Raw genomic sequence first — 21,166 nt, forward strand, 5'->3', positions numbered from 1 at the left:
ATCGCAAAGCGCTCCGGACGAGGCTTTGGCGAACAATAGCAGAACGGACAAAGGAGGCAGCCATGCGACGGAGTTCTCGATGGGCGGCGCTTCTGGTGCTGGCCGGAATCCCGCTGGTCTATGCGGCTCTGGTTGTGCCCAATGACATCGTGCAGCCAGGGACTCAGCCGAACCAGGTGAGTAACCTGGAGTCTCCCGACAAGTGCGACAATTGCCACGGGGGCTACAACCGGGCGGTTGAGCCGGCCTTCAATTGGCGCGGCAGCATGATGGCCAACGCCGGCCGCGACCCGATTTTCTGGGCGACGCTGGCGATCGCGGAGCAGGATTTCGACGGCTCGGGTGATCTCTGCATCCGCTGCCACAGCACGGGCGGCTATTACGCTGGCCGGTCTGTCCCGACTGACGGCTCGGGATTGGCGGCAGGTGACGCCGACGGTGTGGAGTGCGACAACTGCCACAAGATGACCGACACGAACAACTCCGAGCACCTGGGAGTGATGGTCGCGCCGTTCATCGCCAACGACGGAGCAGGCTGGGGTTACTACGGCAGCGGCATGGAGTCGCTCTCCGGCGGCAACGCCAAGCTCGGGCCCTACAGCGATGCGGCGGCCAAGCACCAGTTCCAGCAGTCCAGGTTTCACCGCGACGTGGACTACTGTGGTACGTGCCACGACGTGTCCAACCCGGCGGTGGGCGACCTGGCCCACAACAATGGGACGCAACCCACGGCGGACTCGGTCGTCGCCAACGGTGTCCCCGGCTCGGCCGTAGACGGCAAGGCCGCGTTCAACAACTTCCCCTATCAGTACGGTGTCGTGGAGCGCACCTACAGCGAGTACAGCGCCGGGGCACTCTCGATGACCCTCGTTTCCAACTACGCCGGCTTGCCCGCTGATCTGAAGGCCGGCGCAATCAAGGCGGCGTTCGACAGCGCTGGAGGCAACTACAAGGACGGGGTTGACCGCTACTTTAGCTGCCAGACCTGCCACATGCGGGCGGTGATTGGCTATGGGGCCAACAAGTCCGGGATTCCCCTCCGACAAGACCTGCCGCTGCACGACATGACCGGCGGCAACTACTGGATGCCGGATGTTATCCTGTACCAGAACTCGCAAGGCACGCTGCGTCTGGGCGGCGGACTGACAAGCCTGCAGATGCTGGCCATCCAGGCCGGCAAGGTGCGGGCGCAACAGCAGCTCAGCCTGGCGGCGTCGCTTTCCGTGAGCGGCGATACCCTCAAGGTCACCAACCTGACCGCCCACAAGCTGATTTCGGGCTATCCCGAGGGCCGGCGCATGTGGCTGAACGTCAAGTGGTACGACAGCGCTAACATCCTGCTACGCGAGGACGGGAAGTACGATGTCGTCGCATCCGTCAACGGCACACCTGTCAAGAGCATCTCTAACCTCGACGACCCGAACACCAAGATCTACGAGGCGCACTACGGCATGACGCAGGAGTGGGCCGAGCAGCTTGTAACTCTGGGATACTCTGGTGACCTCCCCTTGAGCTTCGACCGCCAGACCGGTGCCGTTGCCTATACCCTCGGCCAACTGCGGACCAAGCGTCTGGCACCTACCATGCCACGTTCCACTTTGTCCTCAACAACACCGTGGCCATGGACAACCGCATTCCGCCTTACGGCTTTGCCTACGATGAAGCACGGAGGCGGAACGCGTTGCCGGTGCCGGCAGGGCAGTATGGCGACCCTGGAACCGGTGGCTACTACAACTACTGGGACGAGATCGCGCTTAATCCGCCAGCCGGCGCTACCTACGCGGCCATCCAGCTCCTCTACCAACCGACGAGCTGGGAGTATGTGCAGTTCCTGTACCTGGCCAACACCGGACAGAATGCTTTCCTGGCCAACGAGGGCGTCAACCTGCTCAACGCTTGGCTGAACACCGGCATGGCCGAGCCGTATGTGATGGCCGCGGCGACCTGGGGCAGCGCGCCGCCGCCGCCGTGCGGCACGCCGGGCGTCCCCCAAAACCTGCTCGCCAAGGCTGGAAAGAAGAGCATCACGTTGACTTGGGCGGCGGGCGCCCCGGCGCCTACGGGTGGCTACCGGGTCTATTACGTGCAGTCCGGCAAGCTCCAGTTCCGCGCTGGGGTCTCCAAGACTACACTGACCTACAAGGATACCGGATTAACCAGCCGCCAGGCCTACACCTACGTGGTGACCGCATGGAACGACTGCAACGGAAACGGCGTGTTTGATGCCGGCATTGACACGGAGAGTACGGTCAGCAACCAGGCCTCGGCCACGGCGCAGTAGCAGCTTGCCACACATGGCGACCACGATTCGGTGAGTCTCTCATGGGGCAGTTGCGTCTCCTGTTGGTCTTGCGGTGGTTCTCTGTCCGCACCGCCTGAAGGTGGGCGCCGTGCGGAGGACTTCAGTGCAGAGCCGGCATCTTCTTTGGCTGCTGTCCGCCGTCGTGGTCCGGGAGGCTGTGGCGCGCGGCATGGACTTGCCTCGGTTAGCGGCTACTCCATCCAGTCGGCACGGAAGACGACTCGGTACGGTCGGTTCGGGTCGCATCGTGGAGGTCGAGGGACGAGGATGAAGTCATCGGTTATCACCGGCTTCAGATCCTTGCCGTCAATGACCTGCACGTTCTTGATGCGGCGATCGAGAAAGTGTACGAACGGACGGCCACCCCGCTGGGAGCCGTTTGTGTTGACGGCGGCGAAGCTCTTGTCCCCGAGATTGGGCCTGATCTCGAGGGTGTGGACCTGGTTCTCGACAGTCAGAACCTGCTCATAGGCCAGCTTCCCCGGGGCCATACGGGCTTGCCATGCCGGATCGCCGTAGAACGCCACCACATCGCGGTCAAACTCCAGTCCGCGTCTGTCTTCGGCACTCGTGCCCGGCTCGCCCAGCCGATGCACCAGGGCGTGCTGATTGGCAAAGAACGCCTCGGAGAACGTGTATCGGCCGGGCTGTTCCACGAAGTAATCCAAGCACCCCCAGCCTCCGTAGCCGTACCACGTCGATACGGTGTAGCCCAGCATTTGCGTGACTCCGGCCGAGTTCAACCAGGCCAGAGCCATCGCGTCAAGGCCATCGACGTGACCCATCAGGCAGTTGCCGACCGGCATGTACACCTTGGTATTGGGCGAGTCAATTGGGTGCCTCGTACCCTGGGTGTCGAGCCCGTAGAGTCTGCCCTTGGCGCACTGGAACCGGCCGTTGCGATACCTGAAGCCGATCTGCCAGTCTCTCTCGGTCGCATGGCCGGAGGTGACAAAGAGATCCGCCTGATACTCGTTGAGTGTATCGACCAGAGCCGCGGTCGTGTCATCCGGCCCGCGAAGTTGCTCGACCTTCCCGCCGGGTTGCCTGCGGACCATTTTGCCTTTCACCAGTTCATCGTACCAAAGCCCTTGTTCGCAACACTCCAGGGCGACCTCGGTGCCTGCGGCGACTTTGCGGACGACCAAGGGGGCGTCGTATCGGGCGATCCGCAACGCATTCGCGGCATCGTATCCGGTCAGGATGCCCCAGCGGGTGTCGGTGTAGGAATCGTCGTCAAGCCGCCGTGTCAACCGATGCACTTCCGCCACGAACTGGCGGTTTGCCTCGGTCGGACGGGCCACGAAGCAAGTATGCTTCGGGAATCGCCTCCTCAACTCCTCCAGTGACTCAGCCACGGCTTGGTCGTAGATGATCACCTTCGCGCCGTGCTTCCTGACCAGGGCCTCGACAACCGGCTTCCAGTCATCCTGGTCGTAAGTCGATCGCGATACAGTGACAGCGTACTCCGTGCGGGCCACTGTCTCGGCGGCGCCGGCCGACGGCGATGCCATACACAGCAACAACAGGAAGACCGCGGTCGGCCGGAGGAACGCCTGGCTCAAGCGGCCGTTGGTGATCGGGCCGACCAGATGAGCAGCCCTGCTGGCTATGACGGGCGCGGGGAAAGCAGCCGCGGTCTCCGGTAACCGGAATCGGCAGTTTGGCTTGGTCATTCTTGAATCGACTCCGTGCTGATTGGACTTCGTCCAGATAAACGGGAAGCGGCTCACTGGGTACGCGACGGTCGACTTTCATCATGCCGACCTTTCCGTGCGGCGGGCAACCGGTAGGGAGACTCGTCAGGTGCTTGTGGTCTTGTTGACCTCTACGGGGCTACGATCGGTCCCAGGTACAAGCTGTAGTTATACACGACGACGCCGCTAACGTGGGCATCCGAGGCTCGCGTGGCCGTCGTACGCCATGCATACGTTTGGGGCAGCAGATCGGTTGGACTGCATGACGCACAGTTGACCACCAGTCTCGCTGCGTACCGCGTGTCAAGCCCGGTTCCGTCGAGCCCCTCGATAGGCCTCACGCCTGCCGGCAGGGGCTCGAAGGCGGTCTGCTCGAGTACGATGTTGTATTCCTGTACGACCGTATCGCCAGCGACCAGTTCCACCCGGATAGCCAGGTCGCCGGCCGTCAGCGGCCCGATGCTGTACACGATTACATCGATCGTCGTATCCTCTCGAGGGTCCACAGCTCCGCTTCCTGATGAGTATGTGCTGCATGTCATCAAGGTATTGGTGCGGTCAAACTCCACCCAGCAACGATGTTCTATCGGAATCGCGACGACTCCGACGAACTCCGGGCAGCCGACGAGGATGGAAAGCAGGAAGGGCGCCAGGGCGACACATGCGGCTTTGATCCAGGATCTTGCAGCGTTCATCACAGTCTCCTTCTGAGAGTTCTTCGGCGCGGCGAGGTCCAGCCTCACCGCCGGATTATCCAGAGCCATTGTACCGCGCTGCCTGTCGCCGGGTAGCGGTGGACGTGGCGAGGCAGATTGCGCTGAGATTCCGTCTACCCCAGGCAGAGTGGCTGGGCAGGAGATTCTCGACACGGCTGATGATTCTGAAAATCAGTCGTCGCATGGAGTCTGCTCCCGCCCGGGCAGCCTGCTGTCGATGCTCTGAGAGCGGGAGGGTACTGTCTTGTTGGAGAGGATCCACTCCTTGCCGATTTCAAGAGCGGCGTCGCGGCCGGTGCGCAGGTCATCGAGGGTGGGCGTGGAGGCGATGTGTGGAGGGATGCCGTGGCCCTCGAAGACGACGCCATTGGCCCGGAGGCCCAAGGCGCGGGAGATGCGGAGCTGGGTACCGTCAGGGAGCGTGACACCGGTGGGACCGCCGCCCGCGCCGTTGGTCGGGCTGCCGACCAGGAGGATGTGGCCCATCGCCTCGATGCCGGAGACGAAATGCTCGCAGGCGCTGGCGGAAGCTTCGTCGATGAGCACCGCTGCGCGGCCTCGGTAGGTCCAGGGTCCGCGGGGGCGGACCCAGCCGATCGTTCTTTCGTAGGTGGTCGTGCCGGCCTTCCGCCAGAAGTCGATGCTGCTGACCACGGGCTTGTCAATCAGACGGCCGTTGACCTGGTCGGCGAGTCGGTCGTCACCACCGCCGTTGCCGCGGACGTCGATGATGATTCCTTTCAGGTTCTTGAACTGCTCGAGGAGGCGGTCGAACTCTTCGGGGATTCCGCGGCCGGAGACCTGGCCGTGCCACTGGGCGATACGAATGTAACCCACCGAGCCCCCCAACTCGCGTGAGGACAGGGTTGGCTCCTGCCAGAACTTCGGTGCTGGATCGCGGCGGAGGATGACGTCGCGCGGCACGCCGTCGGTGCCTTCGACCGTAGCGGGGACTGTCGTGCCGGGCTCGCCGCAGAGGAGACGCTCGCAGGCTTCGCGGATCCGGCCCCGTTCCGTCGAGTTGCAGACCAATCGGAGCTGGTCACTGAGGCATCGATTCGCGGGCCGTCCGCCGATGGCCGTGATGACGTCGCCCGGGGAGAGCCCCGTGCTGGGATGGGCTCGCATGACCGCGACTTGACCCTCCACCTGGTTGAGTTGGAGGGGAGGCGGCGCCAGCTTGGGCTGTCCGGAATAGGAGACGATACGCGTATGCGTATCGTTGAGGCGGGCCATCTGTTCGAGGAGGATTTCGTAGAACTCAGCGTCGCTCTGGGCTCGGCGAATGCGATTCTCGGCCGGTTCGAGCCATTCGCGGCCGCCGATGCCCTTGTATTCCAGTGCCGGGTAGATCCTGTTGAGATTGTCCCAGAGGGACTCGAGGACTTCGAGACGCTTCTCGGTGACGGCCTTGTCCTCTGTCGTTGTCTGGGCGGCCGCACAGTGGGCAAACAAGCTCACTCCAAAACAGAGAATGGTGACGTGTGCTCTCATGTCAGATGGGTCTCCTAGCCGTAGCCGGGTATCTCGGATTCGGTTCAGTCTTCGGCCCGCAGGTGTGGAATGCCGGTGCCTCGTGCTCGGCGGACCCGTGGGTCGTCATGAAAGTCGTTCACCGGACAAGACGGTGAAACCATGATCGCCCATGGCGATGCGCGCCGGTTTCCTTAGCGACCTCCTCCGGGCTATGCCGCCAGGCCGCGTGCAGCACGTTCCGTTGCTCCTGGCCCAGACTCGGTCGCAGAAAGAACGCCGTGGGCGGAAGAGAAGAGTGCTCTACGGCCCTTCCCCCGCCAGTTTGTCGCCGTCTCGATTAGCGTACCATCTGCTCTCTCTGACGCAAGAAGAGGAACAACTGGCGAGCAGAAGGGCGCGGTTCTCTGGACGGCACAGACTCAGCCGGCGGGGGCGGGTCGGTGAAGATCCGCCGACTGCGGTGTGTCGGCAAACGCCTTGACGAGGGCGGTCAGAGCGGTGGCGATCCTGCAGTGGGCAAGCCTCAGGCGATTTCTCGTTCGGTCTGGAACTTGCACACGGCTTCGCACCTGGCGGGATTGCCGCAGCACACGGCACGGATGAACTCGTAGTAGACGTCCTTGCTGAGGCCGTACTCGGCTCGTAGACGGCACTTCAGGCAGATGCGAGGCTTGCTGGTCGAACCACCCAAGATCCGTGACTGGATGTAGACCTGGTTGCGGCCGGCGAAGCACTTCATCTTGGCATTGAGCTGCCTCTCCATCACGGAGAGACTGCCGCGAAGCTCTTCCTCACCAATCGGCGGCGGGCCCGCCAGGACGGCCAGGTGGGTCTTCCGGGCCTCGACGATGGCCGCTTCCAGGCGAGCCTCGTCCACCGGAAACTCGAGGAACGCCTTGGCGCCAAGCTTCATGGCGATGGGTTGATGGCTGCCTGCCCCTCGCATCGCCAGCACGACCACCGGGATCTTGAGCTCGTTGTCTTTGAGGTACTTGAGCAACCGGGTGCCTTCGAGTTTCTTCAGATCCTGGCCGACGATGATGACATCCGGACGGTGGCGGGCGATCTCTTTGACGCCAGCCACCAGTTCCTTGGCAGTCGTCAGATCGTGGCGCCTTTCTGTCATGCTCTGGAGCCTGGAGCGGATCCCGTCGTCGTGGTGAATGATCAGCAATCTCGACACTTCAGCCATCCTCCGTTGTTGACAGCTCGCGCTCTCTCGGGGAGTCCAGCGGCCTGCGGCTTCCCGACTTCCGTCGGGCTAACCTCTCCCGCAAGAACTCTAGACCGCCCCAGGTGTCCTCACCACGGGCGCAAGTATGCGGACGTGAGTGTCGGGAGAATGCCCCCTTACGGTCATGTGTTTGTCGGCCACCAGGATGATCGTTGGCCGCCGTGTCGGTCTTGCCCTCACGCTTTGCAGGAACCCTCAAATCGTCCTGACCTGCGGGATTAGCCTCGTCGGGCGGGTGGGGGGTCGATCGGGTTTGTCTTGTGGATCCGCGCGTCTGCCGCCTCACGCGGGAAAGAAGCGAAGTCACCGCGGTCGGTGTCCGAGAGGAGGTCCCTGCCGCGGGTAGCATCGCGTGGTGGAGATGAGCGATACCAGGCCGCGGCACGCTCACAGGTCATTCGTTTGCCGTGGCGGCGACAGATTCGAGTCCGGCGAGGGCAAACTGGACCAGGTGATCGACCAGGCGTTCAAGTTGGTCTCGGCCAAAGGCGAGCTTGGGAAACAACCGCCTCATACTGCTTCGGTCCATGACCAGGAGCATGACGATGGGGCCGGCGACGCTCATGCACCCACGAGCCACCGCCGGATGATCCTGGGGAAGACCCATCAGCTCACTGACGATGGATGCCAGGATTCGGGTCTTGGGAAAGATCTCGCGGTCGCGAACCGAGTCTACTACCGGCGAGGGGGAGACGATCTCGCGTCCGATGACGCGTAATTCCCACGAGCCAGATCCCTGCACGGTGAGGGTCCGAGCGATCAACTCGATGCCGGCCCGGAGTTTGGCGGCAGGGTGGGTCTGCCCGGCTACGGCCGCCGAGAGAGCATCGAGTCGGATCAACCGCCGATAGGCTTCCGCGACGACCTCGGCATAGAGCGCCTCCATGCCGCCGAAGTGGTAGTTCACGGCGGCGGTGTTTGTGCCTGCAAGGCTGCAGATCTCTTTGCCGGTCGCCCGGTCGTAACCTCTCTCCGCGAACACTCGTCCGGCAGCCTCGAAGAGCCTGCGGCGCGTGCCCTGCTCGTGGGCTTTGAGCTCCAGGATCTGTCGGCGGCGGCCGCGATCAGAGATTCTCGACCTCATCACCGGGAGTATAGCATAGGCATGGCCTCCAAGTCAAATATGAATTTGAAATTCTGATTTTCATGGCTTATACTTGGGCATGAGACACAGGGTGCTGTTGGTACTGATCGTCCTGGCCGCGGCCTGCTCTGCCGCGATGTGGTGGTGGCAGACCTGCGACGGACGCGTTTCCGACAGGATTGTGCTTCGCGGCAACGTTGACCTGCGACAGGTGGACTTAGCGTTCAACAATGCGGAGCGGATCGCCGCGGTTCTGGTCAGAGAGGGGGAGGTTGTCCGGCGGGGTCAAGTCCTGGCCCGGCTCAACACCTCCCGCCTGGAGCCCCAACTCGAGGAGGCCGAGGCTCAGGTGGCCGCCCAGCGCCAGGTGGTTCAGCGTCTTCGCAACGGGAGTCGTCCGGAGGAGATCGCGCAGGCTCGGGCCAGCGTGGACGCGGCCAAGGCCGAAGAGGTGAATGCGCGTCGCCATTATGATCGACTCAGGAACCTCGTGGGCGTGAACGCCGCGGCGCCGCTGGAACTGGATGACGCCAGAGTGGCCCTGGATGCGGCTGGGGCAAGGCTCCTGGCCGCTCAGAAGGGACTGGAGCTGATTGTGGCGGGTCCCCGCCGGGAAGAGGTTGCGGAGGCGGAGGCGCGCCTGCGTGCTGCCGACGCCGCTGTCGAGTTGCTGCGCCGGTGCATCGCTGACGCACAACTGGTGGCTCCCGTCGATTCGATTGTTCGGTCGCGGCTTCTGGAGCCCGGGGAAATGGCTTCACCCCAGCGCCCGGTGTTTTCTCTGGCCGTCACGGATCCGAAATGGGTGCGGGCCTACGTTTCCGAGACCGATCTTGGGCGCGTGTCCTCCGGGATGGGGGCTCGTGTTGGCGTGGATAGTTGGCCGGGCCGGGAATTCGAGGGATGGGTAGGCTTCATTTCCTCGGTTGCCGAGTTCACGCCTAAGACGGTGCAGACCGAGGAGCTCCGGAGCAGTCTCGTTTACGAGGTCCGAGTCTTTGTGGAGGACCCTGGTGACGAGTTACGTCTTGGGATGCCCGCCAGCGTACACCTGCTTGTCCGCCCAGTGGGCGGAACGACCTCCCAGCCAGGTACGATCGAGGCCTCGCCTCGAGGCATGGGAGGCGCGCCGTGACGGTTACCGATGTCCCGCTCGTGATCGGTCGCGACATCAGAAAGACCTTCCGGAGAGGGACCGGTGAGCTGACTCACGCGCTGACCGGCGTGTCCCTGGCTGCCGAGCGTGGAGCGCTGACCGCCCTGGTGGGCCCCGACGGGGCGGGGAAGACCACCCTTCTGCGGTTGGTGGCCGGACTCCTCACCGCGGATTCGGGCGAGTTGAAGGTCCTGGGTATTGACGTGGGGGCCGACCCTCACCAGGTTCAGACTCGCGTTGGCTACACGCCCCAGAGATTTGGGTTATATGAGGATCTCACCGTGCGGGAGAACCTCGAGCTGTATGCCGCCATGCACGGTGTGACCGAACATGAGAAGCGAGAGCGGTACCCGAGACTGCTCGAGATGACGGCTCTCGGTCCCTTTTTCGGCCGCCTCGCCGGACGGCTCTCGGGTGGAATGAAGCAGAAGCTCGGGCTGGCCTGCACACTGATTCGCTGGCCGGAACTGTTGCTCCTGGATGAGCCAACGGTGGGAGTAGATCCGCTGTCTCGCCGTGAGCTCTGGCACATCATTCTCGATCTCGTTCGCCGGCAGGGTCTCACGGTGTTGTTGAGCACATCCTATCTGGACGAAGCGGAGCGGTGTGGCCACACGGTGGTGCTGCATCGTGGCCGGGTGCTGGCCAGCGGTCACCCCGCCTGCGTGCGGGCCATGGCCGAAGGTCGGACGTTCCTGGCCCAGGTCCCGGCAGGATGGAGTGCCCGAACCATGCAGGCACGGCTACTGGGGGATGCGTCGATTCTCGATGCGGTTCCTCAGGCTGGCCGAGTGCGGTTCGTGAAGAACGGGTATGGCGCCGCCGCCGAAGACTCCCTCCTGGTGAGCGCCGCCGTCGAGCCTGTCCCGGCACGATTCGAGGACGGCTTCATGGTCCTTCTTCAGGAATCGCGGGTGGAGGCGTGGGCCGGACCGGCAGCAGCCATCGAGCATCTGCCGGCCTTGCCGAGCGAAGAGGTGCTGGTTGAGACTCGGGACCTGGTTCGCCGATTTGGAGGTTTCACAGCGGTCAACCACGTCAGTTTCGAGGTGCGCCGCGGCGAGATATTCGGGCTTCTCGGTCCCAACGGCGCGGGCAAGACCACGACCTTTCGTATGCTTTGCGGGCTGCTGCCCGCGACGGGAGGGAGGTTGCGGGTGGCTGGCGTGGATCTGCTGCGGGCGCGAGCGTCCGCCCGGGAGCGAATCGGCTATGTGGCCCAGAAGTTCTCGCTCTATGGACACTTGTCAGTACTGGAGAACCTGCAGTTCTTCTCCAGCGCGTACGGTCTGCGAAGCGCTCGCCGTCGGGAGCGGATCGACTGGGGATTGCGGGAGTTTGAACTGGTCGATTTTGCCCACGTGCCCAGCGCCCAGCTGCCCGGGGGCTACCGGCAACGGCTGGCCATGGCAGCGGCCCTGCTCCACGAGCCCGAGATCCTGTTTCTTGACGAGCCAACCAGCGGAGTTGACCCCCTTGCCAGGCGTGACTTCTGGCGCCGGATCACGGCCTTTGCCGAGCAGGGCGTCACCGTGATCGTCACCACCCACTTCATGGAGGAGGCGGAGTACTGCGACCGGATTGTGATCATGGATTCGGGTCGCGTTCTGGCTTCGGGAACACCCGCTCAGGTCCGGGATCGCGCCGGGGCGCGCGGGGGGCAGGAGCCCACCATCGAGGATGCATTCATCGCGACCGTACAGGAATCGCGGTCGATGGCGGTGGGAGGTGGGACGTGAGTTCAGCCCGTCGCTACCTGCGAGCGTCGGCGCCGGGCTGGACCCGCCGGGTTGGGGCCCTGATTTGGAAGGAGAGCCTTCAAGGCATCAGGGACCCCAGCAGTGTGGCCATCGGCGTGGTATTGCCGCTCGTCCTGATACTCCTCTTCGGCTATGGCCTTTCGCTGGACGTCGAGCACGTGCCGCTCGCGGTGGTGCTTGAGGACACGTCGTCAGAGGCCTGCGATCTGGCGGCGCGGTTTCAGCTGTCACCCTCGTTTGACGTGTGGCGTGTGACGTCCATGCGGCATGCGCGAGATCTCATGGTGGCCCGAAAGGTGGATGCGATTGTCCGGATCGAGCCGGATTTCGCCCGGCATTTGGCTCAGGGCGATGCGGAGGTGCAAGTCCTGGTGCATGGAACGGACTCCAACCGCGCCCGGATCATCCAGGCCTACGCCCAGGCCGCAGTCGGCCAGTATGGCGTGCGTTGTGCGGCAGAAGGGAAGACCTCGCTGGCGGGACCGGTGCAGGTTCAGAGCCGGATGTGGTTCAACGAGGCCAACGAGAGCCGCCACTTCCTGGTGCCGGGGCTGATCGTCCTCATCATGACGTTGATTGGGGCGCTGTTGACCGCATTGGTGATGGCCCGGGAGTGGGAGCGGGGAACACTCGAAGCCCTGTTCGTCACGCCGATCCGGGCCGGGGAGATCATCATTGGCAAGACTCTTCCCTATTTTGCGTTGGGCATGATCGGGCTTGCGCTGTGCGTACTCTCGGCCCGCCTGCTCTTTCACGTGCCGTTTCGCGGGTCGATAGGAGTCCTGGTCAGTGTTTCCATGCTCTATCTACTGGTATCACTGGCCATTGGCCTGTTCATCTCATCCGCGTTCAAGAGTCAGTTCGTAGCCAGCCAGATCGCGCTGCTGGCGACGTTCATGCCCGCAACCATGCTCTCGGGTTTTCTCTTCGATCTGCAGAGCATGCCCGCGGTCGTTCGCGTGACCACCTACGTCTTGCCCGCCCGATACTATGTCGCGCTGCTCCAGACGTTGTTTCTGGCTGGGAACGTCTGGAGCGTCATCCTGCCCAACGCGGGCATGCTGGCGGTGATGGCGGTAGTTCTTCTGGCTCTAACGCGGCGGATTACGCGCAAATCCCTGCAGTGAGGGTCGGCATGATCTCGAGTGTTCTTCGGATTCTGGCCCTTGTGCGGAAGGAACTCCTGGCGGTCCTGAAGGATCCTCGCGGCCGGTTCAGCATTCTCGTGCCGCCGATGCTGCAGTGTCTCCTGTTTGGCTACGCGGCCACTTTCGACCTGAACGACGTCACCTGTGCCGTCCTGGACCAGGACCGCAGCCCCGCGTCTCGGGACCTGCTGGCAACGCTCGACGGGTCGCGGGCCTTTCGCCGAGTGGCCAGCCTGCAGCGGGCAGCGGACGTGAACCGGGCTATTGACGAACGTCGAGCTCTGCTCGTGATCCGGATCGGTTCCGGCTTTCAGCGAAAACTGAATTCGGGTCAGCCCGTGGATGTGCAGGTGGTGGCGGACGGGCGAAATTCGAACACCGCCGGGATTGCCCTCGGCTATGTCTCGGAGATCGTCGAGACATTCAACAGCCGGTGGCGAGCGGCCCACGGCATGACCAGCCGGACGATTCGGGTTTCCACGCGAACCTGGTACAACCCCAACCTCGAGAGCCGCTGGAACATGATCCCTGCTCTGATCGGGACCTTGACCATGCTCCAGACCCTCCTGCTGACCGCTATGTCCGTGGCGCGAGAGCGAGAGCAGGGGACCTTTGACCAGTTGCTGGTAGCCCCTTTCCGGCCCGCTGAGATCATGGCCGGCAAGGCCCTGCCGTCGATGATCGTCGGGGCGGTTCAGGCTACCAGCATTCTCCTCATCGCCCAACTGTGGTTTCGGATTCCATTCGCTGGGTCCCTCGCGGCGCTGTACGTGGGCTTGATTCTGTTCTTGCTCGCGGCCGTCGGGGCCGGCCTCCTGATTTCGGCGTTTGCCGCCACCATGCAACAGGCAATGCTCTTTACGTTCGTGCTGGTCATGCCATTCACGCTTCTGTCCGGCCTAGCCACGCCGATCAGCAGCATGCCCACGGTGCTGCAGTACGTGACCCTGTTCAACCCGCTCCGCTATGCCATCCAGATTGCCCAGCGGGTGTATTTGGAGGGTGCGGCACTTGACCTGCTGATGCCCAATCTGTGGCCGCTGGCGGCGATGGCTGTGGTTTCGCTCTCGGTTGCCGCGTTGATGTTCCGACACCGCCTGGAATGAGGGCCCAACCCCAAGCCCCGAGCCGCGGTCGGTGGGGGTTTGGCCCCACATGACCTTTGGGTGGGTCCCTGCCTGCAGGCTTCTGCTCCTCTCAGGCCTTGCGGATCGTGGTGATGAAACGCGAGACTCGCCGGTAGAGGTGAATACCAATCGACTCCCGACGCGCCGGCAGGCAGATCGTTGCCGTCATCCCATGGCCCAGAGTGAGGGTGTCGTCGTGTGCCAGGCGGACCACGAGCAGAAAATAGGGTTGCATGGCTTCGCCACTGTCAGCCGTGACGGCGATGTCGCCGCCCGCTACGTGTGTCAGCGTGGGCAGCTCTATTCGGCGGTCGCCTGCCGCACTCACCCGCTCGATGACGCCGGTCATGATCCTGTTGGCTTCGCTGGCGACCCGGCACTCGACCATTTGCCCGACTCGTGGACGGACGGCGAACACATCATCCTCACTGACCAATGCACGAACCTCGGCGGCCCCGGAGACGATCGTGGCGATCTCGCCGCCTGCCGGTATGTGGCAGCCCACGTCGGTGGGCCGAAGGCATGTGACCAGATGGCCGTCGGCTGGTGCGTACACCTCGAGAGCCGCCGCCTGCTGAGTTCGCCTTTGAACTTCCTGCCGGTACGCGGCCACCCGCTGCTGCTCCTCGATCGCCTTCGCGGGTTCGCTCAAGCGGTACGCATCACGTCGCACCTCGGCTGCCACCAGGCGGGCTTGAGCTTCCGCAAGCTGCTCTGTGACGGAGTCATTGCTGAACTGGACAAGGCGGACGCCGGTCGTGACGGCCTGACCGCTCTGGGCGTTGACGGCCACAACAAAGCCGGGCGTTTCTGCGCGAACCACGGTTTCCTCGCCCGCAAAAACCACACCTGATGTTTGAACGGCCAGTCTCACAGGAATGGTCGCCGCCAGGCAGGGAGCTCCGACAATGGCTGCCACACTGAGTGCGACGGCACGCCGGCGCACCGGCGCCGTTTCCTCCGCCCGCCACAGGTAGTCCGTCAGCTGCTTCAGGAGCCTTGCCAGCATGTATCCAAGGTACACCACGCCCAGAGTCAGGCCGACCATGAAGAACCGCGAGGCAAGCACGGTCGTGATCGCGATGAGAACAAGGACGCGGTAACAGGGGGCCAGCAGTCCGTAAGTCAGGAGGATCAGACGCAGCCGCCGTTCCTGGATTGGCTCCTGCCGAGGAATGCCCAGCAGCCATTTCTTCAGCATGGCGGCCACGTACTCGTTCGCCCGCTGACCGAGATTGGCGATCTCGCAGAGATCGCACAGCACGAAGTACCCGTCGTACCGCATGAGCGGGTTGATATTGAACACGACCGTCGCCGCGCTGGCCAGAAAGATGACATTGAACGCAGTCGCATTCAGCAGGCCGGGCGGCGTCATGGCCCAAACGAACATGGCCATCGACGAGACGATCGTCTCGAAGTACATGCCGGCGAGGCAGATCACGATTCGCTTGCGCCGGTCGGTCAGGCTCCAGGATGCGGAAGCATCGACGTACGCGCAAGGGACTCCGGCTACGAGGTACACGCCGAGCGTGGGCACGTGCAGGCCATAGTACTTGCACGCGTAGGCGTGACCGAGTTCATGGATCAGCTTCAGGCCGACGAGCGTGAACCACATGATCACCAGATTCTGGGCGGCCAGAAGACCGGACAGGGGGTCCAGTAACTCGTGACGGCGGGAGAAGCCGGTGCAGACCGCCCCGACAACGAGCATGAGCCAAGCGACAAAGAACCATCGGCTGAAGAGCGGTCTTGCGAGCCGGAGGGTCCGGCCAAGGAATGCATCGGGGTTCCAGAATGGTATATCGAGGTAAACGAAACTGAACACCCTGGCCCGCTGCTTAGCTGAACGCCGGGCTTTGTACCTGCGATAAAGCGACCGGCCGTCGGTGATGGGCAGGTTGAGGAAACTCGCTCGATGAAGGAAGAGGATGAACTCGTAGAAGCGGTCCTCCTGGGTGTCCAGCAGATCACCGCTGCTGACCAGGGTTTCGAAGATCTTGCCGAGCGGCCGGTTCGAGTCCAGGCTGACGAGAACACGGTAGTCGGCAAGGCTGAAACAGTGGCTCTGTCCGGTCACCGGATCGCGCACCACATAGGACGGCGCGCCGCGGAACACATGCCGACTGATCTCGAGGTCGCGGCGAAGGTCCACACGCGTCTGCCGAAGCCTCGCGGCGAGATTCGGAATCGAATTGGAGGAGTCTACAGCCATAGACGCAGCCGCACGTAATCAACTGCCGAGTGGAACATCACCCACCATGCCGGACGCCGGCCGACGGAGATTCGGGCGACACCCTCCATGCCCGGACGGGCCCAGGCGGGGGCATTTTCGAGTTCGGCCTCGGCGACGAAAGCCACTTCTCCGTCCCGCACCACCGCATTGGGTTGCAGGCGGCTCAATTGGAATTCGTACGAAGTTTCCGGACGGGCATGGCAGGCGTAGCGTCCCGACAAGCCCGGGCGGATACCCGAAATCGCCGCCTCGGGCACGCGAAGCTCGAGCTTCCAGCCCTTCAAGGGGGCAATCCGGAAGAGCGGCGCGCCCTGGGACATGATGCTGCCGACCTTCGTCCTGAGATCACCCTCGATCACTACGCCGTCCATTGGACTCCGGATGGTCGCTCGCTCAATCCGGCTTTCGACGACCGCAAGCTGCGCGCGAATCAGCTCTACCTGGGTTTCAGCAAGGCGAGCATCCACCGGTGTCTTCGTCGCCTTGGCCCGCTGGGCCTCCTGCTCGGCTACCGCGAGTTCCGCCAGGCGCTCCGCCCGCTGAAGGCCAAGTTCCCGCTCGTCCAGCTGGCACAGTATCTCGCCCTTGGCGACACGATCGCCGGCCGTTTTCCTGACATCCGCGAGGGTGGCATCGTAAGGCAAGCTCACATGTCGCAACTGCCCTGGTTGCACGGTGAAGTTGACGTACACGGTGTGCTCCAGCGTGCCGAGCACCAACCAGCACGCCAGGGCCGCGCCCGCGGCCAGGGCGATCCTGGCGCCGTGATGCCTCGGGTTCGCCAAGGCACGGCACACGCCCCCAACGACTTCGACCGCATGTCTCGGCAGACTGCGGCTCGCCTTCTGGAGCAGCAGGAACGCCGCCCCAAAAGGTTGGACCGTCTCACTGATCTGTCGAATGACTTCCGGGGAAAACGATGCCGATTCCCTGTGCTGAATGCTGAGAATCGCAACGCAACGATCCTCGATTCTCAGCGGGATGGAGCTGACTGGTGCGTTCTTCGCCACCTGGTGCCAACTCCGGTGGAGGCAGAAGCCGACCCTCTCTCCCTCGGACGACAAGGGTTGCTGGGCCTGGTAGACGATCGGGCGGCCGAAATCGAGACATTCCTCCATGGCTTGCTGGATCGCCAGCATTCCGGGACTGTCGCCATGGATCTCGTCCTGGCCGGAAACGGACAGGATGCGAACCCGCCGGCGACGCACGATGCCGATCGCCACGTGCTCGCAGCCGAGGTTGTTCCGCAGCGAGTTGGCAATCGTAAACGCCAGTTCCTCGGGGGTCTCGCACGTTGCCGCCTTGGCGAGGGCCCGGTTCTGGCCCATGGTTCGCCTCGCTCCGGAGACGCGATCCTTCTCGATTCCACGTGCTGCGTGCATCATCAACGCGGCGGCGGACTCCATCATGGTGACACGGACCCGTACGTCCTCCTCGCTCATGCGGGCCACAAGCGAAAGACCCCCGACCACCGTTCCTTCGGCCCCGCGAACGGGGACGGCGATCAGGCCGAGCTGGAGCGATGAGTGGCGGGCGCTGAGGAGTTTCGCCTGGGGTTGTCCTGAACCGATGGCGATGGTGAGGTAGTCCTCGACCATGGGGCGCCAGAAGTTGGGGTCGGTGTTGCCCGTATGCTGCTGGTCCTCGATGATGTCCGATGCAAACTGAATGGAAATCGCTGCAAACGGGCTTTCCGTCTCCCTCGCGATGCACTTGAGGGCTTCAGAGAAGAAGGCCTGCCGCGACACGCAGTCCGCTGCTATGGCCAGGATGGTCTCGTGCAGATTCGACCGTGCTGCCTTAGCATTGCCCGGCGTCGTGATGGTGGGCGTGTCTGTACTCATGGTTATTCTGGCGACCGGCTCTCCCCTCGCCGTGTCAGGCGAGCAGCGCTGCCGGCAACTCGACAGGCGCGAAGAAACGGAAACCCACCTCGAAGGCGTTCTCGCGAATGAGGCTGCAGCGCACACAGCGCGCAAACGTGATCGGCAGATCAAGCTCCTGTCGGTTGAAGCTGAGCAGGTAGATGTCACCAACACCGCAGGGCTCCGGCAGCAGCACCTTGCCGCCGCCCTCCGAGATGTCCGCGGTCATTCCGTTTACCTGGTGTTTGTTCCGCTCGCTCGAGTTGCCCGGTTGGAGCGTTACCGCCGTCCTGATCTGGAAGCGAGTGTGACTCCTCTGCCGACGTACCTCCTCTGCGGTGTTGCGTTCGAGATCCTCGACGAACTCCAGGGCGTCGGTGATGTCTTTGGATGCCGGTCCGTTTTCAAAAGCCTCGAACATCTTCGCCTGCCTCGCTGCTTCGCCCTCGTGCGGTCCTAGCCGCCGTGTCCGCCGCTGGCTGCGAGGTCGTCGCGAGCCTTGACGGAGCCGACGTACTGACCGTCGACGCGGTCTTGGTCGTGAAGTCCACGGCAACCATAAGCCCGGCGATCCAGCCTCCGTCCTCGTTGGGGACCTCCAGCCGGATCCTCACCGTCTGGCTCCCGGCATCGGCCACGGGACCCACGGACTTGACCGTGCCCGTGCGTGTTTCCCATCGTGAGTCGATCGGCTTGACTTCGGCTCGTTGGCCGTGGCGTGCCGCTCGTCCCAAGGCCAGCGGACAGTCCACATTGACCAGGAGCGTATCGGTCTGCTCAAGGCGAATCACTGACTCGAGCTCCTCGACACTCTCGCCCACTTCCTTCAGCCTGGCGGTGACGAAGCCGGAGAACGGCGCCCGCAGTTCGCGCTGGGCAAGGAGTTCACTGTTGATCTGATAAGTCTGTTGGGCTTTCAGGTGGTCGTGCTTGGCGATCTCTTGGTTGAGGCGCGCCGCATCGAGCCTGGCCTGCGCTTCGCGCAACTCGCGATCGGATGCCGCGGTCTCTTTGTTCAACTTGGTGAGCCGATTCACTTCGCTCTGCGCGTATTCGAACTCGACTCGAGCAAGGTCGATTTTCAGCGTGGACTCGGCATCAAGGCGCGCACACTCTGTCTGAGCCTTCTGAACAGCCATGTCCAGACCCACAAGAACGTCACCCTTCCGGACGTGATGGCCTTCTTCGGCCGCGATGATGCAGATACGGCCTTTCTGGAGACTCGCCAGACTGGCCTTTCGCAGGGGGGCTGTGAAACCGACAGGCAGTTTATCGGCCGCGCCGTTTGCCGTCGACACTGACGCCGGCCTCTCTCGTTCGTCGGCCAGAACCGACGGGTGCAGCGGGATCACGGCTAGCGCGCAGGGTGCGGAAAGCGCAAGAACAGCTCGTACGCAGAGTTGTCTCCGTCGGTCCAAGGTACCGCTAATCCTCAAGCCAAGGCCTTCCCAACATCACGGAACACTGTCTCGTTGTGCTCCGGTCCTGGTATCGACCATACGTGAGGTCGAAGTTAGCGATGCTGCGGCGGCAACTTCGGCGCGAGGAATCTGAGCCCTAACCGTGCAGCGGTACTGGAAGCACGATGTCTGATAACCTGGGAGTGGGGTGACAGCGGCCAGGGTTCTTCCCGCACGGCTCTCGAGTTACTGGACTTGCCGGGACCCGTTAAGGCGGGCTACCCGCGGCGAGGCCAAGGCGGGCGTACCCGGCTGGACCCCGCCGCCCTCTCATTCGCGGGAGCTTCTTCCACCGACTCGCTCTTGCGATCCCGACGACCCGTCACCGCCCCAACTTCCCGTTAGGTTGCCCAATCGATGCACCATGCCCCACAGCATGGCTAGCAGGCCGCCATCCGACTCACCACCCCTCGCGGCCGAGCCCGTTACGGCTGCCACCTCGGTCTCGTCGCGCGGATGCGCACCCGCCGGCGTGTCGGGCGCCGACCCCGCAGCGGCCGGCGTCAGACCCCGGACGTCGCGCACCTCGAACACGGACTCTACACGTCGCTCGGCATAGCCTTTCGGCATATCCGCAGGTTCGACCTTCTGAGCCGGTACGGAAAGCCGCAAATCCAGACCCTGGCCGAGTTTTCGGTCCCCATCCATGTTCACCAGCAAGTCGGGGGTGGTGACGCCGGCGATGAAGCTCGTGACCGCTGTGGCTGCGGCCATCTCACGGCCGATCGTGGCCGGGTGTAATAGCATAGTCTCGCTGACGGGAATAGGAGCAGGCGGCTTGCGATCGGCGGCCTCAGCTGGTTCCAGGGGATTCGCATCTGCCAGTGCCGCTTGGCCGAAACCGTCTCTGCCCCCTCCCCTGAAACCGGCCTGAGCGTCGACCCGCTCATCGCGAGGGTCGGTGATTCCCGTCATGCCCGTCGTGACGTCAGTGCCTGTGTTTGGGCCGGCCATGGCTTGGGGTGCCACCCCGCCGACAGGCAATGTGGAGGTCACCGCTTGGGTCGGATCCGGGACAACGGTGTCGGTCGGCCATAGTCTCGGCGAGGCGGAATGGGGTATCGCCAGCTCAATGGTAGGCGGTTGATGAATATCAGCCACCGGCAGTGGCGATGCCGCGGCCGGCAGAGGTTGCGGCTCGATAAAGCCGACCGGAGGCTCCGCATCTGTCACCGGTGGGACCAGGACATCGGGGGATTGCGTCACGTCCGAGGAAAGGGGCGGTGTTTCGGGCGGCGGCACAGGGGCAGGCGAGTCGTCTGGCTCGGCTTCCGGTACCGCTGCAGGATCCTCGACCTCGTTCACAGCAACAATTGCGCTGGTCGTCGCCTGTCCGCCTTGGCCATCGCTGACCTGATAGGTGAACGTGTCGGTGCCGCTGAAGTTGGCCTCTGGTGTATAGGTGAACGAGCCGTCGGCATTCAAGGCCACATGGCCGTGCTCGGCATCCTGGATGAGGCTGGCCGACAGGGTGTCACCGTCCAGGTCGGTGTCGTTGGCGAGCACGCCCTGGGCGGCATCCACACTGAGCGTCCCATCCTCGTCCACGGTGTGCGAATCCGAATCGGCGACCGGTGCATCGTTCGTCGGCGTGACCGTGACCATGGCGGTCGCGGTTGCCTGCCCACCCTGGCCATCGCTGACCTGATAGGTGAACGTGTCGGTGCCGCTGAAGTTGGCCTCTGGTGTATAGGTGAACGAGCCGTCGGCATTCAAGGCCACATGGCCGTGCTCGGCATCCTGGGTGAGGCTGGCCGACAGGGTGTCACCGTCCAGGTCGATGTCGTTGGCGAGCACGCCCTGGGCGGCATCCACACTGAGCGTCCCATCCTCGTCCACGGTGTGCGAATCCGAATCGGCGACCGGTGCATCGTTCGTCGGCGTGACCGTGACCATGGCGGTCGCGGT

Annotated in this window: 16 protein-coding genes; 6 read left to right on the forward strand and 10 right to left on the reverse strand. The window is 63.5% G+C overall.

Features of this window, described 5'->3' with window-relative positions; genetic code table 11:
• The first annotated feature begins 62 nt into the window (after window positions 1-62).
• Both KA354_02750 and KA354_02755 read left to right on the forward strand, forming a co-directional pair.
• Window positions 63-1,904 carry a hypothetical protein gene (locus tag KA354_02750; protein MBP7933545.1) on the forward strand — a complete coding sequence of 614 codons (1,842 nt, stop codon included), beginning with the start codon at window positions 63-65 and terminating at the stop codon, window positions 1,902-1,904.
• Window positions 1,823-2,281, forward strand: coding sequence for a fibronectin type III domain-containing protein (locus tag KA354_02755; GenBank protein MBP7933546.1), 459 nt, complete (start codon window positions 1,823-1,825; stop codon window positions 2,279-2,281). The genes KA354_02750 and KA354_02755 overlap by 82 nt, the downstream gene beginning before the upstream one ends.
• Window positions 2,282-2,493: 212 nt before the next feature.
• Here KA354_02755 and KA354_02760 read toward each other — a convergent pair whose 3' ends face one another.
• The 5 genes from KA354_02760 to KA354_02780 form a co-directional block, all read right to left on the reverse strand.
• On the reverse strand, window positions 2,494-3,978 hold the full coding sequence (locus KA354_02760) for a hypothetical protein (GenBank protein MBP7933547.1): 1,485 nt from the start codon (window positions 3,976-3,978) through the stop codon (window positions 2,494-2,496).
• A gap of 152 nt (window positions 3,979-4,130) precedes the next feature.
• Entirely contained in the window at window positions 4,131-4,694 is a 564-nt protein-coding gene (locus tag KA354_02765; protein ID MBP7933548.1) for a hypothetical protein, read from the reverse strand.
• A 192-nt stretch (window positions 4,695-4,886) separates the two neighbouring features.
• Entirely contained in the window at window positions 4,887-6,209 is a 1,323-nt protein-coding gene (locus KA354_02770) for a hypothetical protein (protein ID MBP7933549.1), read from the reverse strand.
• 505 nt (window positions 6,210-6,714) lie between these two features.
• Window positions 6,715-7,374 (reverse strand): response regulator, encoded by a 660-nt coding sequence (locus KA354_02775; protein ID MBP7933550.1) that lies wholly within the window; start codon window positions 7,372-7,374, stop codon window positions 6,715-6,717.
• A 445-nt stretch (window positions 7,375-7,819) separates the two neighbouring features.
• Window positions 7,820-8,509, reverse strand: a complete 690-nt coding sequence (locus KA354_02780; GenBank protein ID MBP7933551.1) for a CerR family C-terminal domain-containing protein — start codon at window positions 8,507-8,509, stop codon at window positions 7,820-7,822.
• Between the two features lie 79 nt (window positions 8,510-8,588).
• Between KA354_02780 and KA354_02785 the strand changes: the two genes are divergently transcribed.
• Genes KA354_02785 through KA354_02800 form a run of 4 tightly spaced genes read left to right on the forward strand, consistent with a single transcriptional unit; the run spans window position 8,589 to window position 13,679 of the window.
• The gene (locus tag KA354_02785; protein MBP7933552.1) at window positions 8,589-9,644 is read left to right on the forward strand and encodes an efflux RND transporter periplasmic adaptor subunit; all 1,056 of its coding nucleotides are present in this window, start codon (window positions 8,589-8,591) and stop codon (window positions 9,642-9,644) included.
• Window positions 9,641-11,404 (forward strand): ABC transporter ATP-binding protein, encoded by a 1,764-nt coding sequence (locus KA354_02790; protein ID MBP7933553.1) that lies wholly within the window; start codon window positions 9,641-9,643, stop codon window positions 11,402-11,404. The genes KA354_02785 and KA354_02790 overlap by 4 nt, the downstream gene beginning before the upstream one ends.
• Complete coding sequence (locus KA354_02795) at window positions 11,401-12,552, forward strand: ABC transporter permease (GenBank protein ID MBP7933554.1); 1,152 nt, start codon at window positions 11,401-11,403, stop codon at window positions 12,550-12,552. The genes KA354_02790 and KA354_02795 overlap by 4 nt, the downstream gene beginning before the upstream one ends.
• 8 nt (window positions 12,553-12,560) lie before the next feature.
• Window positions 12,561-13,679, forward strand: a complete 1,119-nt coding sequence (locus KA354_02800; protein MBP7933555.1) for an ABC transporter permease — start codon at window positions 12,561-12,563, stop codon at window positions 13,677-13,679.
• Between the two features lie 91 nt (window positions 13,680-13,770).
• Here the strand turns inward: KA354_02800 and KA354_02805 are convergent, their stop codons facing one another.
• The 5 genes from KA354_02805 to KA354_02825 form a co-directional block, all read right to left on the reverse strand.
• The gene (locus KA354_02805) at window positions 13,771-15,912 is read right to left on the reverse strand and encodes an HlyD family efflux transporter periplasmic adaptor subunit (protein ID MBP7933556.1); all 2,142 of its coding nucleotides are present in this window, start codon (window positions 15,910-15,912) and stop codon (window positions 13,771-13,773) included.
• Window positions 15,903-17,777 (reverse strand): HlyD family efflux transporter periplasmic adaptor subunit, encoded by a 1,875-nt coding sequence (locus tag KA354_02810; GenBank protein ID MBP7933557.1) that lies wholly within the window; start codon window positions 17,775-17,777, stop codon window positions 15,903-15,905. The genes KA354_02805 and KA354_02810 overlap by 10 nt, the downstream gene beginning before the upstream one ends.
• Window positions 17,778-17,811: 34 nt before the next feature.
• Window positions 17,812-18,219 (reverse strand): PilZ domain-containing protein, encoded by a 408-nt coding sequence (locus KA354_02815; GenBank protein ID MBP7933558.1) that lies wholly within the window; start codon window positions 18,217-18,219, stop codon window positions 17,812-17,814.
• Window positions 18,203-19,096, reverse strand: a complete 894-nt coding sequence (locus tag KA354_02820) for an efflux RND transporter periplasmic adaptor subunit (GenBank protein MBP7933559.1) — start codon at window positions 19,094-19,096, stop codon at window positions 18,203-18,205. Before KA354_02820 ends, KA354_02815 begins: the two co-directional genes overlap by 17 nt.
• A 432-nt stretch (window positions 19,097-19,528) precedes the next feature.
• Window positions 19,529-21,166: tandem-95 repeat protein (locus KA354_02825; GenBank protein MBP7933560.1), on the reverse strand; the 1,638-nt coding region annotated here is incomplete at its 5' end.

It is taken from the genome of Phycisphaerae bacterium (assembly GCA_018003015.1).
In the GTDB taxonomy this organism is placed as follows: domain Bacteria; phylum Planctomycetota; class Phycisphaerae; order UBA1845; family PWPN01; genus JAGNEZ01.

What these genes read in the sequence shown, in the direction of transcription:
- KA354_02750 (MBP7933545.1), top strand. Translation starts at nt 63, where the DNA reads ATGCGACGGAGTTCTCGATGGGCGGCGCTTCTGGTGCTGGCCGGAATC.
- KA354_02760 (MBP7933547.1), bottom strand. Translation starts at nt 3,978, where the DNA reads ATGACCAAGCCAAACTGCCGATTCCGGTTACCGGAGACCGCGGCTGCT.
- KA354_02765 (MBP7933548.1), bottom strand. Translation starts at nt 4,694, where the DNA reads ATGAACGCTGCAAGATCCTGGATCAAAGCCGCATGTGTCGCCCTGGCG.
- KA354_02770 (MBP7933549.1), bottom strand. Translation starts at nt 6,209, where the DNA reads ATGAGAGCACACGTCACCATTCTCTGTTTTGGAGTGAGCTTGTTTGCC.
- KA354_02780 (MBP7933551.1), bottom strand. Translation starts at nt 8,509, where the DNA reads ATGAGGTCGAGAATCTCTGATCGCGGCCGCCGCCGACAGATCCTGGAG.
- KA354_02785 (MBP7933552.1), top strand. Translation starts at nt 8,589, where the DNA reads ATGAGACACAGGGTGCTGTTGGTACTGATCGTCCTGGCCGCGGCCTGC.
- KA354_02800 (MBP7933555.1), top strand. Translation starts at nt 12,561, where the DNA reads ATGATCTCGAGTGTTCTTCGGATTCTGGCCCTTGTGCGGAAGGAACTC.
- KA354_02805 (MBP7933556.1), bottom strand. Translation starts at nt 15,912, where the DNA reads ATGGCTGTAGACTCCTCCAATTCGATTCCGAATCTCGCCGCGAGGCTT.
- KA354_02810 (MBP7933557.1), bottom strand. Translation starts at nt 17,777, where the DNA reads ATGAGTACAGACACGCCCACCATCACGACGCCGGGCAATGCTAAGGCA.
- KA354_02815 (MBP7933558.1), bottom strand. Translation starts at nt 18,219, where the DNA reads ATGTTCGAGGCTTTTGAAAACGGACCGGCATCCAAAGACATCACCGAC.